Raw genomic sequence first — 16,069 nt, forward strand, 5'->3', positions numbered from 1 at the left:
AGTCTGATCGGCACTAGTCGGATGAGCCTTAGGCCTACTACACCCTCCAAAACCACCCCGCGAAAGCCGGGCCAGCTCTCCGGTTCGGCCGTCTTCGGCCTCCAGATTCTGGTGGGTTTGGCGATTATTCTGGGCATGTTCGCCCTCAATGCTGTCGCTGGCAAATTGGTCATGCCCAAGCCCACCGATGTGCTCAATCAGAGCATTCGCCTGTGGTCCGATGGCACCATGATCAAGGCTCTGGGCGAGTCGGTCACGGTGATTGGTTTGGGCTTTCTGCTCTCTGCGGTCAGCGGCATTCTGCTCGGCGTGCTGCTGGGTGGTAACCGGATTCTGGCCCGCGTTTTCGATCCTTTCGTCAACGCGCTGAACTCCACGCCCGGCGCAGCTTTCATCCCGCTGATCATCGTCTGGTTCGGCCTCTACACCGAAGCCAAGATTGTGGTGGTGTGGAACGCTGCGCTCTTCCCCATTCTCATCAACACTGCCGCTGGCATTTCCAATGCCAATAAAGATTTGGTGGAAATGGGCCGCGCCTTCGGTGCCAAAAAGGCGACCCTGTTCTGGCGCGTCATGATCCCCGATGCGCTGCCCTCCATTCTGAGCGGCCTGCGCATTGGCGCGGCGATTTCCACTGTTGGCACGGTCATCGCCGAGCTGACCATGGCCCAGTCCGGCCTAGGCGGTCTTTTGGCGCAGGCCGGCAATCGCTTCCAGATGGATCGTTATTTCGCTGTCGTGCTGGTGCTCATGGTACTGGGCACAGCGCTGACTGCGCTCTTGCGCTATATCGAGCGCCGCCTTGGCCGCTGGCGCGTAGCGCAGGGAGAAGCCTCATGAGCCGTGCCCCCATTATTTCCGTCAAAAAAATCACCAAGACATTCAAAAACGGCGAAGTGACCGCGCTGCAGGACGTCTCCTTCGACGTTGCCGAGGGCGAGTTTCTGTCCCTTGTCGGCCCCTCCGGTTGCGGCAAGACCACGCTTCTGCGCGTCATCAATGGCCTGATTGATGTCGACCATGGCGAGGTCATCTCGCTTGGCCAGGCGCCAGAACCCGGTCCCGATCTGGCCATGGTCTTCCAGTCCGCGCGCCTCCTGCCGTGGCTCACTGTCAGCGGCAATATCGAGTTCGTGCTCGAGCTGCGGGGCATGGGCAAAACCGAACGTCGCCAGCGCGCCGATGCCTTGCTCGGGGCCGTCGGCCTCCGCGATTTCGCCCAGGCCTTTGCTCACGAACTCTCCGGCGGCATGCAGCAGCGCGTTGGTCTCGCCCGCGCTTTGGCGGTTGAGCCAAAAGTTCTTCTTATGGACGAACCCTTCGCCGCGCTCGATGCCATCACCCGTGAGGTGCTCCGCCGCGAGCTTTACGAAATGTGGGCCCGTCGCAAGACGACCATCGTCTTTGTCACCCACGACATCGAAGAAGCCATTCTGCTCTCCCAGCGCATTGTGCTGCTGAAGCCGCGCCCCGGTCGCGTCGATAGCGTGATCAATGTCGATCTGCCCGAGCCGCGCTTTGCGCAAGACCCGCGTACTTATCCCCAGTTCGCCACCTACCGCTCCAGTATTTGGCAGCGCATTCAGGACATGGCCAAAGAGGGCACAAAGCTTGAGGAATTGTCCGGCGCGTTTCCCAAGGAACTGCCATAGCTTAGCGGCATAAGCTTTTCCAATAGCACGCATAGAGTGAAGCGGGCGGCGATTGATGGTGAGTAATTTCCACGTCGGAGATTTCTTTGCGCGAAAGCGTGTTCCGGCGGCTTAGGAACTGCCATGACTACGCCTTGTACGGAACGCCTTGCCCCCATTAGTCCAGCGCATTGGACGCGGGAAACTGCAGCCCATCTGCTTGAACGCGCGGGTTTCGGTGGCACTCCGGCAGAAATCGATCGCCTCGCCGCCTTAGACCCTGTCTGTGCCGTCCGTAGTCTGGTGGGTTACCACTCCTATTCGGTGAATGTGGCTCTGCCCACTTTCGAAGCCTCCGACATCTGGGACGATAGTCTCGTCCAGTTCCCGGTCAGCCGTCCTGCCGCCACCGAAGGGGCTGAGCGCACCGGCGAGGCTATGGGCGTTAAGGTCAAGCCCGCAGGGTCCCGTCCGCTTCAACCCGTCACCAACCGGTTCTTCTATTGGCTCCGCGCCACGACGCTCGAAACGCGCCGTCTCTCCATGTGGTGGCTTGATCGCATGGTGCGCACTTCCGCGCCGCTCGAAGAAAAGCTCACCCTGTTCTGGCACGGCCATTTCGCCGTCTCCGAGGAAAAGCTCCGCGACGTCCGCAAAATCGCGCTCTATCTCGAAACCCTGCGCACCCATGCCGCTGGCAATTTCGGCGATCTGCTCAACGCCATCTCCAAAGATCCAGCCATGCTGGTGTTTCTCGATGCTGCGCAAAACGTCAAAGGCGCCCCCAATGAGAACTTTGGCCGTGAGGTCATGGAGCTCTTCACCATGGGCGTCGGCCATTACTCGGAAGACGATATCCGCGAAGCCGCCCGTGCCTTCACTGGCTGGGGCAATGACGATCTGAAATTCGTCTTCGATCGCGCCAAGCATGACGGTGGCGAAAAGAACTTCCTTGGCTACACCGGCGCTTTCAACGGCGACGATATCCTGCGCATCATTCTCACCCAGCGCCAAACCGGCATCTATATCGCCTCCAAGCTCTACCGCTTCTTCGTGCGCGAAGACCTCAGCCCCGCCTTTGCCGAAGAGCTTGGCGCACTGATGCAAGCGCTCAATTACGACATCTCGGCCTTCCTCGAAGAGCTGTTCCTCTCCGAAGATTTTTATAGCCAGCCTTCCGTTGGCACCCACATCAAATCGCCCGTCGAGCTTCTTGTCTCGACTTATCGCAAGCTCGGTCTGGCTGAACTGCCCACCATTCCCGATCCTGTGTCCGTCACCAAGTCCTTGGGCCAGGTGCCGCTCTATCCGCCCACCGTTGCGGGTTGGGGTTCCGGTCGCTCTTGGATGACCCCGGGCCTGCTCTTCGAGCGCGGTAATTTTGCCAAGGAAGTGATGTTCCCCAACATCATCGAATTCCGTGATCCGCTCTACAATCCCGGCGCTGAAGTGCGCCGCGTCAACGCCAATATCAATGCTGGCATGGAAATCACCAAAGCCACTTTGGAAGAGGGGGCATCCCCCAGCGCGACCGCTGGCATTCAGGAAGCCTTCAACACGCGTTACGCCAGCCTTCAGGGCTATAACGAAGCGCTCCGCCGCTTAAAACCAACGCCCCGCTTTGCCGCAAACTTCTCGCTGTCGCAGCTGGTTCTCGCAGCCGGCGCTGAAACCACCGAAGCGGCAGTCGATCATCTGCTTGTGCGCCTCCTGCGTATGCCGATCGCCCCGCCGGCCCGCCAAGCCCTTATCGACACGCTCGACGCCGAGCTTGGCACCACCTCTCTTCTCGAAGCCCAGACCTATATGGAATACGGCCTCCGCCTTGTCGCGCACATGATTATGAGCGCGCCCCAATATCAGCTGGCGTGAGGAATTTTTGACCATGGCCAAAACTCCAAAACTCTCCAATACCGAAAAGCTCAACCTGATCGAGCAGGGCTATTCCTCTATGGTCATGAACGGGGCAGGGGGCATCACCACCTCGCCCGTGTTCTCCAAAGTCGCCGACGCTCAGGCCAATGATCGTATTCTGGTGATCGTCGAACTCTCCGGCGGAAATGACGGTCTCAACACCGTCGTGCCCTATGCCGACGACGCCTATTATCGCGCGCGCCCCAATCTCGGCATTCGCAAAGAAAAGTTGCTCAAGATCGACGATCACATCGGCTTCCAGCGCACCATGACCGGCTTTGAGCGTCTCTACAAAGACGGCAATATGAGCATTGTGAACGGCGTTGGTTATGACCAGCCCTCGTTCTCGCACTTCTCGTCCATGGCCTTCTGGCAGACCGGCGCACCGAACTCTGGCGAAGCTTATGGCTGGCTTGGCCGCATGGCAGATGCCATCGACCCGCAGGGTCACTCGACCAATTTCCTCGTCAACATCGACGACAGCCAGTCGCTCGCCGTGCGCTCCATGCATCACGTGCCGCTGGTCTTCAACAATCCGGACAATTTCACTCGTCGCCTGCTCGACGAAGAACACGCTGCCATTGCCGCGCTCGACCGCAACTATGGCAATGGCTCGACCAATGCCTCCGAGCAATTCCTGCTCGACATTGCTGCCAGCGCCAACTCATCCGAGCAATTGGTCCGCGACGCTTGCTCGTCTTATGAGACCCCGGTGGATTACGGCCTCATCCCCTTCGGCCTAGAGCGCGTTGCCGCTCTCATCGCTGCCGATTTCCCGACCAAGGTCTACTACGTTCCCTATCGGAACAACGCCTTTGATACCCACGTCTATCAGTCCGATCTGCATGCGCGTCTGTGGTCCTACACCTCAGATCACATTGCCGGTTTCGTTGAAGACATGGAGCGCATTGGCCGCGGCGACGATGTTGTCGTCATGGTCTTTTCTGAATTCGGCCGTCGCGTCGGTGAAAACACCAGCCTCGGCACCGATCATGGCACCGCCGGTCCTGCCTTCGTCATCGGCAAGGGTGTTAAGGGCGGTCAATACGGCGCCATGCCGAGCCTGACCGATCTCGACGACGGCAACCTCAAATACACCACCGACTTCCGGCGCATCTACTCGACCCTGATCAATGGGTGGATGGGCTACGAAAACACCTCAGAAATCCTGAAATCCGACTTCGCCCCAATCGACTTGTTTGCCCGAAATCATTGAACCAACGAGAAGCAGAGAAAATCCGATGTCTCTTACCCGCCGTTCTATTCTAGCCGCTGCTGCCTTCACCCTCGCAAGTGCAACTGCCATGACTGGCGCCTTCGCCCAGCCAGCCGACATGCTTGAGCTCAAGCTGGCGCTCGGCACTGCCGACGTCAACTTCAACCCAACCACGGCATCGGTCTATCGTCTTGCCGACACTCTGGGCTTTTACGAAAAGCACGGCGTAAAGGTCGAGATCGTCGCGCTCGATGGCACGCCACAGGCTGTTGCAGCTTTGAACTCGGGCGCCGTGGACATCGCCGACATCTCCATCGACGCAGCGGTTCGCCTCCGCGCCGAAAACGATGTCGCCATTAAGGGCTTCACCTCGGTTGCCCTCGGCAACCCATTCCTCATCGCCACCAAGACCGACATCACCTCGGTTGAACAGCTCGTTGGCCGCAGCTACGCCGTCGCCGATAACGGCAGCTTGGACTACAACCTCTCGCGCGCTGTGATCGACAGCTTCGGCGTCGACATTGACGGTCCAGATTTCGTCGCCATTGGCGCGCCAGACATCCGCGTTCAGGCTCTGGCCGTCGGCCGTGTCGATGCGACCACCGTCTCCTTCGGCACCTATCAGTCCATCGCTGGCACTGAAGGCGTCCACATTCTGGTCGATGCCGACGAATTCGCCAAGCGCTCGCCCGGCCAGTCCAAATTCGTCGCCGCTTTGGAGCCAACTCTCGAAGGCAAGCGTGAAGCCCTTCAGCGCTTCACCAATGCTCTCGCCGATGCATCGCGCACCATGCAGCAGGATCCACAAATCTGGATCGATGCGATCACCGCAGCGCGTGAAGACCTCACGCCAGAAGCCATCAAGTCGACCGCCGAGATCAACGTCCGCCGTTGGTGCGTTAATGGCTGTATGAACCCAGAGAGCCTCGACAAGACCGTCGCCTATGCCTACTCGACCGCTGATTTTGCCGAAGTGAAGGAAATCCCGGCCAGCGACGTTTACGACGCCAGCTTTGCCGAAAAGATGATGGAAACCCTCGGCAAGGCCGAAGGCAATATTCTCGACGCGCGCTAAGAGGCACATTTCTGCCAAAAGCCCCTCGGCGCGGTGACCATGCCGCGCCGGGAGCCCATAAAGGCTGGCCAAAGGCCAAGACTTGGCCCATTGAGGCCACTCAAACGCCCCAGCAATTTCACGCCTGTAGTCTCCCGCATTTCCCCTCGAAATGCGCCAGCACAAACGCGCTAAGCCCTTACGTCACAGTCCCTTTTCCGTTGTTCATGCCCGCCCCAGGCGTCCATGGCAAAATCCCCATATCCATCACAGGCGACTAGCCGAACCAATTTCTTGGTCGCATAGTGCCCAAACCGTTGGAGGACGGTTTTGGAGGACTTATGAAGCTCGGCATTAACCTGCTCTGTCTAACCGATTTCGTGACAGAGGATCACCTGCCCATTCTGCGCCGCCTGAAGGCTCTGGGTTATGACGGCGTCGAAATCCCCATCCTCTCCGGCGAGCCCGACCATTACGCGTGGCTCGGTCGCCAGCTTGACGCCATTGGCTTAGAGCGTTGCGCCACAGCTATCGTGCCAACGCCCGATGTCAGCCCCATTGCGGCAGACCCAGAAACCCGCGCCAAAGGCCGCGCTCACCTCAATTGGGCGCTCGATTGCGCCATTGCTCTGGGCGCGCAAAGCCTAGGTGGGCCCATGCACGCGCCCATCGGTCACTTCACCGGCTCCGGTCCCACCGAAAGCGAACTCAACTACGGCGTTGAAGCGCATCGCGATCTCGCGCAACGCGCTGAAAATAATGGTCTTTTCATAAGTCTTGAGCCGCTTAATCGCTTCGAGACCTATTTCCTCAACACCACCACCCAGTGCCGCGATTACGCGCTTCGTGTGGACCATCCCGCCTTCAGGATCATGTACGACACCTTCCACGCCAATATCGAAGACGGCAACCAAGTTGCTGCCTTTCAAACCGTCGCGCCCCATGTCGGCATCGTCCATGTTTCAGAAAATGATCGTGGCATTCCCGGTCGCGGTCACATCGACTTTGCTCATATTTTCAACACGATACGCGCATCGGGCTATGACGGCTGGCTCACCCTTGAAGCCTTTGGTGCCGGTCTGCCTGGCATAGCCGCCGCCACCCGCGTCTGGCGCCCGCTCTTCCCTGATCACGAAACACTCTTTGCCGAAAGCGCCAGCTTCATTCGGCAGACTTGGGCTGACGCAAAATAGGGCAGGGGCGAGGACTTATCCCCGCCCCCAAAGAACGTGCCACACTGACGACTTTGGCCAGAGAGAATTTTCCCTCAAGGCCCTGATATAGGATTAGTCCTAGCTCGCGCGCTCATCCAAAATGTCGAGGATGGCTGCTGTCGCCACGGCGTAGCCCCGTGCTCCAAGTCCGGCGATCACCGCGTCGGCCCGCATGGAAACATAGGAGCGGTGGTAGATCGGTTCGCGCTTGTGAATGTTGGAGATATGGAGTTCGATCACCGGGCCTTCAAACATCTTGAGCGCATCAAGCAGCGCCAGTGAGGTGAAGGTGAAGGCGGCGGGATTGATAAGAATCCCGGCCCCTTCGTCGATGGCCTCATGCACCCAGTTGATCAGCTGTTCTTCACTATTGGTCTGGTGAAAGACAACATGGCGCTGACCTGCCGCCTGCCGACACATCTCCTCGACTTCGGCGAGCGTCGTCGTGCCATAAATATGCGGCTCGCGCTTCCCGAGGCGATTAAGGTTGGGACCGTTCAGAATATAGAGCGGCTTCATAGCGAGACCCCTTGGTATCCGAACATCTTCGGCAACCACAGCACCGTATCCGGCACGAATGTGAAGAGGATCAGCGCGCCAATCAAAACCCAAAGGAAGGGCATGACATCGCTGATCAAAGCCCGCATCGGGGTTTTGGCTATTCGCGTCATGATGAACAGTAAAAGGCCGTAGGGCGGGGTGATTAGTCCGAGCATGATATTGACCACGGCAACGACGCCAAAGTGGACCATGTCGATGCCCAGTGCCTGCGCTGCGGGGATCAGAACTGGAACGATCACCAGAAGAATGGTCGTGCCTTCAAGAACACAGCCCAACAGCAGCAGGAGGATGTTGACGACGATCAGGAAGGTGATCGGGTCCATATCCCAAGACAGCAAAATGGCGCTGATGGTGCGGGGGATATTCTCGATGGTGACAACATAATTGAATACCAGTGCGCCAGCGATCAGCATGCCGATGGAGGCTGTGGTTTTGGCGCTCGTCAGCAGCGATTGGTAAAGCTCCGGCATTTTGACAGCGCGATAAAAGACCACGGAGACAAGCAGCGCATAGGCCGCGGCCACTGCTGCAGCCTCGGTTGGCGTCGTTACGCCACCATAGATGCCGTACATCAGAACGACGGGCATCATCAGCACCGGCAGTGCTTCCCATGTCATCTTCGGCAGTTGGCGCAAGGGCACTGGCGGCTCAACAGGGAAGTTCTTCATCCGCGCGGTGATGGCGATAAGCACCATCATAAAGCCAGCCATGATCAGGCCCGGCACCACGCCGCCCAGGAACAGATAGCCAATGGAGGTATCTGCCACCAAGGCATAGAGAACCATAGGAATGGACGGGGGAATGATCGGCCCAATAACCGCGGTGACAGCGGTCAGCGCTGCAGCATAGGACGGGGTGTATTTATTGTCCTTGGTCATCATGTGCTGCATCATCTTGCCAGAGCCTGCAGCATCGGCCACGGCCGAGCCTGACATGCCCGCAAAGACAATCGATTGCAGCACGTTCACCTGCGCCAGACCGCCTCGGAAGCGACCGACGAGCGCGTCACACCACTTGAGCAAGCGGTCAGACAGCGTGCCTGAATTCATAATCTCGGCGGCAAGAATGAACAGCGGCACCGCCAACATGATGTAGTTGGAATACATGCCGTTGAGGAATTGCTCAGCGACAATGCCGGGATCCTGGCCGCGCATGAAAAGATAGACCAGTGAGCCGCAGATCATTGACACACCCATCGGCAGGCCGAGGAAGGCGAGGAGCGTTATCAGGCCCAGCGCAATGCCAAAGGCCAGAGAAATCGTGGTCATATGCCCGAGCTCACCTTGGTTGGATCAGCGTCACCCGCGAGGCGCCCAAAGGCAGCCTGCCACGCTACATAGAGCTGGCGTACGATCATCGCGACGGCAAAAATCCCGTAGATGGAATAGAGATAGTCAAAGCGGATCTTGAGATAGGCGGTCTTTTCCACCTTCATAAACAAGATGTAGTCGATCACAGCTGGCAGCGAGAAGGTAAAGAGCACCACCAACGTGAGCGAGGTGATCAACACCATCACACGCTTCACCCCGGGCCTAGCCGCGCCATAAAACAGATCAAAACGAATTTCTTCGTTGTCGCGCACGACAAAGGCCGTGCCGAACAGCACCATCCAGAGCCACATGATGACGCTAATTTCATGTGTCCAGCCAATCGGCAGGTTCAGCACATAGCGGAACACGATCTGCAGGATGAAAACGATGAACATGATTGCCAGCATAGCGGCAAGCAGGTTCTCTGCCCGGGCATGCAGCCAGCGGCCAATTGCGGAAATCTTGGGAGACATCCGTCCACTCTCCTCGGGAGCTAGCACGAGGCCAGCGGCAAGACGGAAGAGGCGACGCGATTGCGCCGCCTCAAATTTGGAGCAAATTAGAGGGCGTTGATGCGCTCAACCACGCCTTCTGGCCAATCCTTGGCAAGATCAGACTCAAGGTACTTCTGCTGCGCAAAGCTGCGGAAGGCAGCAAGATCAGGCTCATAGACATCAAGACCTGCGCTGCGGAAGCGCTCGGCCAGTTCGGCCTCGCGGGCAACGTGCTCATTCTGGCTGAAGTCGATGGCTGCCTTGGCTGCTTGTTCAAACTTGGCCTGCTGCTCGGGGCTCATCGCATCCCAAGACGACTTGGAGATGACGAGAAGGTCAAAGCCGACCAGATGCGAAGTGAGGGCGATCTGCTTCATCACTTCGTAGAACTTCATGTTCTCGACGTTCGGAAGCGGGTTGTCCTGCCCGTCAATCGCGCCGGTCTGAAGTCCGGTGTACACCTCGGCATAAGCCATTGGCGTTGGATTGGCACCGATGGACGAACCGAGGAACTGCCAAGCGTCACCACCCGGCATGCGCAGCTTGACGCCAGCGAGGTCGGCAGGAGTGTTGATCTTCTTTTCGCTGATCAGACCCACGTGACGTGCGCCGAAATAGGTTGGGCCGATGATGTGAATGCCCAGCTGGTCTTCAGCCATCTTCTTGAACTCAGCGCCTACGTCGCTGTCAAAGAAGGTGCGCAGATGATCGGCATCGCGGAAGAGATAGGCCGAGGTCAGAACCGACCATGCCGGGATCTGATTGGAGATATCTTGCGGAGCGATATTGCCCATTTCGAGGTTGCCGCGCTGCAGCGCGACGAGCTCAGTGCCCTGCTTAAAGAGGTTGCCGCCGAGATAGGTTTCGATGGTGTAGTCGTCTGCCACTTGCGCAGACAGCATGCTCATCATCTCAGCGCGAATATCGGCTTCAGAAAATACAGCCGAGAAACGCAGGACAGGCTTGTCCTGAGCCATTGTGGGCAACAGTGAAGCGAGCATAAGCCCGCCAACCATCAGCGCGCGGCGCGATAGCGTTAGCATCATGATTTTCCTCCCTCAGAAAACATTTGTCGGTTGTTCCGACGTCGCCGAAGGCCCTCTCCACCGGCTTTTGTCACTTTGTACGAACTAGTACGTTCATGTCAACATTGTTTCCGCCGCATCAATATGCGATCTTTCATTTCATCGGATATTCTTATAATCATCGGTTGAATGCAAGCGGCGAGGCGATGCGGTGATCAATCCGGAAGAGACGATAGGCGAGGCAATCTATCGTCGTCTGCGCGCCGATATTATTTCGTGCGACCTTGCCCCCGGTCAGAAGTTGAAGCTTGAGCCGCTAAAAGCGCGCTATGACACGGGCTTAGGCACCCTCCGTGAAGTCCTGAACCGCTTGGCGAGTGAAGACTTGGTGGTCGCTGAAGGGCAAAAGGGGTTTGCTGTGGCACCAGCCACAGTGGCCGATTTGCGCGAAACCGCAGACCTGCGCCTCCTGCTTGAAAGCCACGCGTTAAAGCTCTCCATCGCGCGTGGTGACCTTGATTGGGAAGGCGAAATCGTCTCGGCCCATCACAAGCTTGCGGCCATCGAAAAGCAACTTTTGGGCGGGCAGAACAAGCAGACGGTGGAGTGGGTGCGCTATGACTTCGCCTTCCACAATGCGCTGATTTCCGCCTGCGGATCGCGGTCTTTGCTCACGATGCACGCCACCATATTCGACCGCTTTTTGCGCTATCACATGCTGGCAGCAAGCTTTCGCGGATCAGGCGTCGTTTCCGATCACAGGGCGCTGCTCGAGCTGGCCTTGGCGCGCGATACGCAAGGCGCACTCGCCATGCTCAGCACCCATATTGAGAGCGGCCTCAACCATGTGCTGCAGACCAAGCTCCTCGCGGCTTAAGCAAAGCGTGCGAAGGTTTTGGCCATTTCCTGCGGGTCCGCTGCTTGCCCGGCAAACAGCGTGAATGCTCCAACGGCCTGATAGATCGCCATGCCGCCGCCGGACAGTACCCGGCATCCCTTTTCCCGAGCCGCTTTGATCAGCTCTGTCTCGCGCGGAAAATAGATAATATCGACAATGAATTGCTCGGCGCAAAGCAGGTCTGGCGCCAGAGGCATGCCGGGCAGCTTTTCCATGCCCACTGGCGTTGTATTGACCGCGCCGCAGGCCCCAACAATCGCTGACTGCAGCTGATCTGGTGCGATAGCCCTAACCCGCGCGCCATTCGCCTTTGCCATTTGCTCCGCCAAGGCACGGGCTTTCTCAACATCGACATCGACAATATCGAGCGCGCTAACGCCGAGCCCAATCAGCGCCTGCGCCACGGCAGAGCCAGCACCACCTGCGCCCAGTTGGATCACCCGACCCAAGTCTTGGGTGCCAAATGCGGCCGTAAAACTTTGCGCGAAGCCAGAGCAATCAGTGTTGTAACCGTGGGACCCACCCGCCTGGAACACGACGGTATTTACAGCGCCAATAGCGCGGGCCTCTGGGGTTAAACCATCAAGCAGCGGAACAATCGCTTGCTTGAATGGGAAGGTCACATTGCATCCGCGATACCCCTTTGCCTTCATCTCGCTGAGCACTTCGGCAAGCGCGCTGTCGGGCAGGCCCAGCGCATCAAAGTCAATCAGATCATAGCGATAGGCGAGGCCTAAACGTTCGCCCTCTTTCTCGTGCATGATCGGGGTCAACGACGCACCAATACCGCGTCCCAGCAGTCCGATTCGAAGTGTTGGCCCAGATTGATTGAGGTCGGATCGCATGGCGTCGACACGCGAAAGTGCCGCTTTTGCACGCTCAAACTGCATAGACACGACCAATGCTCCCCGTCGCTGGGCGTTGGTTCACCCGCGCACTTGTTTTATGCGCTGCTGCCCCGTTACAACGATAGCAGACGATTTGCGTCACAATGTACGAACTGGTTAGTTTAGTCAATTCTGGCGCGCGCGAGAGAGGTGCCTATAATGAGTGATGTTCAGGCTCCCAAGCCGTCCGGTCGCCGTACGCCAACACGGCAGCAGGACCCGGAAGGGACCAAGCAGAATATCATCGAAATTGCCTCGCAAGAGTTCGCGCTCAATGGCCTATCGGGCGCCCGCATAGATGAAATTGCCGCCAAGACCCGTGCCTCCAAGCGCATGATCTACTATTACTTCGGCGACAAGGAAGGGCTCTATCGCAGCGCCCTTGAGCATGCCTATGCGCAGGTTCGACAGGGTGAAGCAAAGCTCGACATCGCAGGGCTTTCGCCGATCGACGGTCTCAAAAAACTGGTCGAGTTCACTTTCGAACACCACCATCAGCATGAAGATTTCATTCGCATGGTGATGATCGAAAACATCCATCACGGCCAGTATCTTGAAACCTCACCGGGCGTGCGCGAACTCAATGTGACGGCCATCACCAATATTCGCGATCTCTATGAGCGGGGCGTTGCCGAAGGCAATTTCCGCCCCGGCATTGATCCGCTGGACATCCATTGGCAGATCAGTGCGCTCTGCTTCTTCAACGTCTCCAATCGCGCGACTTTCTCCAAACTGTTCGACCGCGATTTTGGTGCGCCGGATAGCCAGATCCGCTTGAAAGAGCACGCCGTGAACGCTGTTCTGCGTTTTGTCGCAAAACCAGAGGCGCTAGTTTAGCTCAAAGCCACCCGTGCGGCGACCATGCCCGTGCGTGCTCAATGAGAGCGGACCCACAAAGCGTGGCTCGACGGCCTTAGGTCCACGTCCAGATGGCCAGCTTGCCCCGCGAACATCGGCTATCCAGTTCCAAGCATAGGGGGCAGTTTGTCGTTCCGCCCCCTACGGCGCTCTGCCCACTCTGCTCCCCAGATATGGGTCCTCGGGCCTGCTACCCCGCGATTGGCCCTGCGAGATCGTGCCCACGGCCCCCAAAATACTGCCCCCGTTGACCTCCCAAGTCCCTCATGTCACTTTGTACGAACTAGTTAGTTAGTGGAGGGGTTATGAAAACGTCGATCGCTACTGTCTCGATCAGCGGCAATCTGCGCGAGAAGCTGGAGGCCATTGCTGCTGCTGGCTTTGACGGGGTCGAAATCTTCGAGAACGATTTCCTCGCTTACGACCAATCCCCCGCTGAAGTGCGCAAGATGTGCGCCGATCTAGGGCTTGAGATTACTCTCTTCCAACCATTTCGCGACTTTGAAGGCCTCCCAGAACCGCATCGCAGTGCCGCCTTCGAACGAGCCGAACGCAAGTTCGATCTGATGGGGCAATTGGGTGCGCCCTTGGTTTTGGTCTGTTCAAGCGTTGCCCCGGCAGCACTGGGCGGAATTGATCGCGCTGCCGCTGATTTTCGGGAATTGGGCGAGCGCGCCGCGAAGCGCGGTCTGAAGGTGGGTTTTGAAGCCCTGGCCTGGGGTCGTCATGTGTTCGATCACCGTGACGCCTGGGAAATTGTGCGGCGCGCCGATCATCCAAATGTCGGGCTTATTCTCGATAGCTTTCACACGCTGTCGCGCGGCATCAACCCAGACACCATTCGCTCTATTCCGGGTGATAAGATCTTCTTTGTCCAACTCGCAGACGCCCCCGCGCTCTCGATGGACCTTCTCTATTGGAGCCGCCACTATCGCAATATGCCGGGCGAGGGCGATCTCCCCGTGGTGGATTTCACCCGCGCCGTTCTTGCCACGGGCTACTCCGGTCCTCTGTCATTGGAGATTTTTAACGATCAGTTCCGTGCCGGATCGCCACGCACTATCGCCGCAGATGGGAAACGCTCGTTGATCTTTCTTGCCGACCAAGCCCGATTGGCCGAACCGGACGCCCCCATCATTACACCTGCATTACCGGCCCGCGCTAAGGTTGAAGGCGTGTCTTTCGTCGAGTTCACGGCCAATGAAGCCGAAGCGGAACAACTGGCTGGCCTCTTGGGCAAACTCGGTTTCAGCCAAACCGGTCATCACCGTTCAAAAGCGGTCAATCGCTATTCGCAGGGCGATATCAATATCGTCATCAATACGGAGCGAGAGGGGCTCGCGCACGCGGCATACATCACACACGGCACCAGTGCTTATGCCATGGGCCTACTGGTGGAGGATGCGGGCAGGGCGCTGGACCGTGCTCGCGCCCTTGATGCTCAGGTCTTCAATCAGCACGTCGCGCCCAACGAACTCAAAATACCCGCCGTCCGTGGCATAGGAGGCGGCGTCATCTATTTCCTCGATCGGCAGTCGGAACTGGCCGATGTGTGGGACAAAGAGTTCGTGTCCTTTCCTGCACAGTCCGCAGGCGCCCGTCTCACTCGCGTCGATCACCTCGCTCAGACGATGAACTACGAGGAAATGCTCACCTGGATTCTCTTTTATCGCTCCATTTTCGAGCTGGATAAAAGCCCTATGGTCGATGTGGTCGATCCTGCGGGCCTCATCCGCAGTCAGGTGATCGAAAGCCCCAAGGGTGAACTGCGGCTAACCCTCAACGGCGCAGAAAATCGCAAAACCCTAGCAGGGCGCTTTATCAGCGAAACCTTCGGCTCGAGCCTCCAACACATAGCGTTTGCATCAAGCGACATCTTCGAAACCGCCCGTATTCTGCGGGAGAACGGGTTGGCGGCTTTGCAGATTTCCCAGAACTATTACGACGATCTCGCCGCTCGGTTCATTTTGTCACCTGAGCTGCTGTCCAAGCTTCAGGCGGCCAATTTGCTGTATGACCGCGACGCGAATGGCGAGTATTTCCAGCTCTATACGCCGCGCTTCGGTGAAGGTTTTTTCTTTGAAGTCGTTCAGCGCACTGGAGGCTATTCTGGTTACGGCGCTTTCAATGCCCCGTTCCGCATCGCGGCCCAGAGGCGAGAAATCAACGTGTTGGACGGAATGTAGGTACTCTCTGCGCTACGAGGGGCTCAGAGGCTTCTCGTCGGCCAATTGGTCGCGTGCCAAATGTCCGGCAGGCCCTAAGCAGCTGTGAGTAGGCGCACGACCTGTTCGTTGTCGAGATTGATAATGACAGATGCTGCGTCCTGCGCGGCCTCTGGGTCGCTTTTCTCGACGGCAGCAATAAGCGCGTGATGAGATAACAGGCCATGGGTAAAATAGCCGTTCGTGTCTCCAGACGAGTTGGCCTTGATGGCGAGGGCAATTGTGAGTTCCACGACGCCGGTGACGGACCGTAACAAGCTGTTTCCGGATGCTTCGGCGATAGCGCGGTGAATTTCAAGGCAAGCCAGGCCGTGGCCCTCAGGATTGGTTTGATTGAGCTCGATTTGATGAAGCCAGTACTTCATCACACGAACGTTGTCGGCGGTGCGCCGTTGCGCTGCCAAGCTCGCGGAGCGCGTTCCAAGCGACCGCCGCACATCGAATAGGCTCTCATAAAACCGCGCATTCGGCTTTGCGTAATAGTGCCAACTCAACACTTGCGGGTCGAAGAAATTCCAGCGGCTTATCGGCGAGACACGAGTGCCCACTTTAGGCCGTGCTTCCACTAGGCCTTTGGCCTCCAGCGTCTTGAGCGCTTCGCGCAACACTGTGCGCGACACACCGTAAGTCTCCATCATCACCTGATCACTTGAGAGCGTCGATCCGACGGGAAACGCCCCAGTGACAATAGACAGGCCAATCTCATTGATAACGAAATTATGGAAATTCCGTGCAGCAGGTCGCCCCGAGAGAGAGCGAATAAGGCTGCCAGTTTCGATCAT

Annotated in this window: 15 protein-coding genes; 9 read left to right on the forward strand and 6 right to left on the reverse strand. The window is 57.8% G+C overall.

Annotation, left to right across the window (positions count from 1 at the left end):
- Nucleotides 1-21 precede the first annotated feature (21 nt).
- The 6 genes from H4N61_RS04380 to H4N61_RS04405 all read left to right on the forward strand — a co-directional run bounded on the left by H4N61_RS04380 (nucleotide 22) and on the right by H4N61_RS04405 (nucleotide 7,008).
- On the forward strand, nucleotides 22-840 hold the full coding sequence (locus H4N61_RS04380; RefSeq protein WP_182395137.1) for an ABC transporter permease: 819 nt from the start codon (nucleotides 22-24) through the stop codon (nucleotides 838-840).
- Nucleotides 837-1,652 carry an ABC transporter ATP-binding protein gene (locus H4N61_RS04385; RefSeq protein ID WP_182395138.1) on the forward strand — a complete coding sequence of 272 codons (816 nt, stop codon included), beginning with the start codon at nucleotides 837-839 and terminating at the stop codon, nucleotides 1,650-1,652. Before H4N61_RS04380 ends, H4N61_RS04385 begins: the two co-directional genes overlap by 4 nt.
- Nucleotides 1,653-1,775: 123 nt before the next feature.
- A complete protein-coding gene (locus H4N61_RS04390) occupies nucleotides 1,776-3,503 on the forward strand; it encodes a DUF1800 domain-containing protein (RefSeq protein WP_182395139.1) in 1,728 nt (575 codons plus the stop codon).
- Between the two features lie 13 nt (nucleotides 3,504-3,516).
- Entirely contained in the window at nucleotides 3,517-4,761 is a 1,245-nt protein-coding gene (locus H4N61_RS04395) for a DUF1501 domain-containing protein (RefSeq protein ID WP_169194761.1), read from the forward strand.
- A gap of 25 nt (nucleotides 4,762-4,786) precedes the next feature.
- Nucleotides 4,787-5,836, forward strand: a complete 1,050-nt coding sequence (locus H4N61_RS04400) for an ABC transporter substrate-binding protein (RefSeq protein WP_182395140.1) — start codon at nucleotides 4,787-4,789, stop codon at nucleotides 5,834-5,836.
- Nucleotides 5,837-6,156: 320 nt separating this feature from the next.
- Nucleotides 6,157-7,008 (forward strand): sugar phosphate isomerase/epimerase family protein, encoded by an 852-nt coding sequence (locus H4N61_RS04405; RefSeq protein ID WP_169194763.1) that lies wholly within the window; start codon nucleotides 6,157-6,159, stop codon nucleotides 7,006-7,008.
- Between the two features lie 99 nt (nucleotides 7,009-7,107).
- On the opposite strand, the gene H4N61_RS04410 is transcribed toward H4N61_RS04405, so the two are convergent.
- From H4N61_RS04410 to dctP, 4 genes are all read right to left on the reverse strand, one after another.
- Nucleotides 7,108-7,548, reverse strand: a complete 441-nt coding sequence (locus H4N61_RS04410) for a type II 3-dehydroquinate dehydratase (RefSeq protein WP_182395141.1) — start codon at nucleotides 7,546-7,548, stop codon at nucleotides 7,108-7,110.
- Nucleotides 7,545-8,858: a TRAP transporter large permease gene (locus tag H4N61_RS04415; RefSeq protein ID WP_169194765.1), complete on the reverse strand. Its 1,314-nt coding sequence runs from the start codon at nucleotides 8,856-8,858 to the stop codon at nucleotides 7,545-7,547. Before H4N61_RS04415 ends, H4N61_RS04410 begins: the two co-directional genes overlap by 4 nt.
- On the reverse strand, nucleotides 8,855-9,373 hold the full coding sequence (locus H4N61_RS04420) for a TRAP transporter small permease subunit (protein ID WP_169194766.1): 519 nt from the start codon (nucleotides 9,371-9,373) through the stop codon (nucleotides 8,855-8,857). The genes H4N61_RS04415 and H4N61_RS04420 overlap by 4 nt, the downstream gene beginning before the upstream one ends.
- Nucleotides 9,374-9,459: 86 nt before the next feature.
- Nucleotides 9,460-10,440 carry a TRAP transporter substrate-binding protein DctP gene (gene dctP, locus H4N61_RS04425; protein ID WP_169194767.1) on the reverse strand — a complete coding sequence of 327 codons (981 nt, stop codon included), beginning with the start codon at nucleotides 10,438-10,440 and terminating at the stop codon, nucleotides 9,460-9,462.
- 190 nt (nucleotides 10,441-10,630) lie between these two features.
- Here dctP and H4N61_RS04430 point away from each other — a divergent pair, with 190 nt between their 5' ends.
- Complete coding sequence (locus H4N61_RS04430; RefSeq protein ID WP_169194768.1) at nucleotides 10,631-11,296, forward strand: FCD domain-containing protein; 666 nt, start codon at nucleotides 10,631-10,633, stop codon at nucleotides 11,294-11,296.
- On the opposite strand, the gene H4N61_RS04435 is transcribed toward H4N61_RS04430, so the two are convergent.
- The gene (locus H4N61_RS04435; RefSeq protein WP_248306592.1) at nucleotides 11,293-12,207 is read right to left on the reverse strand and encodes a shikimate dehydrogenase; all 915 of its coding nucleotides are present in this window, start codon (nucleotides 12,205-12,207) and stop codon (nucleotides 11,293-11,295) included. The two genes, H4N61_RS04430 and H4N61_RS04435, sit on opposite strands and share 4 nt — an antisense overlap.
- 156 nt (nucleotides 12,208-12,363) lie before the next feature.
- Here H4N61_RS04435 and H4N61_RS04440 point away from each other — a divergent pair, with 156 nt between their 5' ends.
- Nucleotides 12,364-13,041, forward strand: coding sequence for a TetR/AcrR family transcriptional regulator (locus tag H4N61_RS04440; protein WP_169194769.1), 678 nt, complete (start codon nucleotides 12,364-12,366; stop codon nucleotides 13,039-13,041).
- 326 nt (nucleotides 13,042-13,367) lie between these two features.
- On the forward strand, nucleotides 13,368-15,248 hold the full coding sequence (locus H4N61_RS04445; protein WP_182395142.1) for a sugar phosphate isomerase/epimerase and 4-hydroxyphenylpyruvate domain-containing protein: 1,881 nt from the start codon (nucleotides 13,368-13,370) through the stop codon (nucleotides 15,246-15,248).
- Nucleotides 15,249-15,322: 74 nt separating this feature from the next.
- Here the strand turns inward: H4N61_RS04445 and H4N61_RS04450 are convergent, their stop codons facing one another.
- Nucleotides 15,323-16,069: a FadR/GntR family transcriptional regulator gene (locus tag H4N61_RS04450; RefSeq protein WP_182395143.1), complete on the reverse strand. Its 747-nt coding sequence runs from the start codon at nucleotides 16,067-16,069 to the stop codon at nucleotides 15,323-15,325.

The sequence above is a fragment of the Devosia sp. MC521 genome, assembly GCF_014127105.1.
Lineage (GTDB): Bacteria > Pseudomonadota > Alphaproteobacteria > Rhizobiales > Devosiaceae > Devosia.

Coding starts and splice junctions, on each gene's coding strand:
- H4N61_RS04380 (WP_182395137.1), top strand. CDS start 22: ATGAGCCTTAGGCCTACTACACCCTCCAAAACCACCCCGCGAAAGCCG.
- H4N61_RS04385 (WP_182395138.1), top strand. CDS start 837: ATGAGCCGTGCCCCCATTATTTCCGTCAAAAAAATCACCAAGACATTC.
- H4N61_RS04390 (WP_182395139.1), top strand. CDS start 1,776: ATGACTACGCCTTGTACGGAACGCCTTGCCCCCATTAGTCCAGCGCAT.
- H4N61_RS04395 (WP_169194761.1), top strand. CDS start 3,517: ATGGCCAAAACTCCAAAACTCTCCAATACCGAAAAGCTCAACCTGATC.
- H4N61_RS04400 (WP_182395140.1), top strand. CDS start 4,787: ATGTCTCTTACCCGCCGTTCTATTCTAGCCGCTGCTGCCTTCACCCTC.
- H4N61_RS04405 (WP_169194763.1), top strand. CDS start 6,157: ATGAAGCTCGGCATTAACCTGCTCTGTCTAACCGATTTCGTGACAGAG.
- H4N61_RS04410 (WP_182395141.1), bottom strand. CDS start 7,548: ATGAAGCCGCTCTATATTCTGAACGGTCCCAACCTTAATCGCCTCGGG.
- H4N61_RS04415 (WP_169194765.1), bottom strand. CDS start 8,858: ATGACCACGATTTCTCTGGCCTTTGGCATTGCGCTGGGCCTGATAACG.
- H4N61_RS04420 (WP_169194766.1), bottom strand. CDS start 9,373: ATGTCTCCCAAGATTTCCGCAATTGGCCGCTGGCTGCATGCCCGGGCA.
- dctP (WP_169194767.1), bottom strand. CDS start 10,440: ATGATGCTAACGCTATCGCGCCGCGCGCTGATGGTTGGCGGGCTTATG.
- H4N61_RS04435 (WP_248306592.1), bottom strand. CDS start 12,207: ATGCAGTTTGAGCGTGCAAAAGCGGCACTTTCGCGTGTCGACGCCATG.
- H4N61_RS04440 (WP_169194769.1), top strand. CDS start 12,364: ATGAGTGATGTTCAGGCTCCCAAGCCGTCCGGTCGCCGTACGCCAACA.
- H4N61_RS04445 (WP_182395142.1), top strand. CDS start 13,368: ATGAAAACGTCGATCGCTACTGTCTCGATCAGCGGCAATCTGCGCGAG.
- H4N61_RS04450 (WP_182395143.1), bottom strand. CDS start 16,069: ATGATCGAAACTGGCAGCCTTATTCGCTCTCTCTCGGGGCGACCTGCT.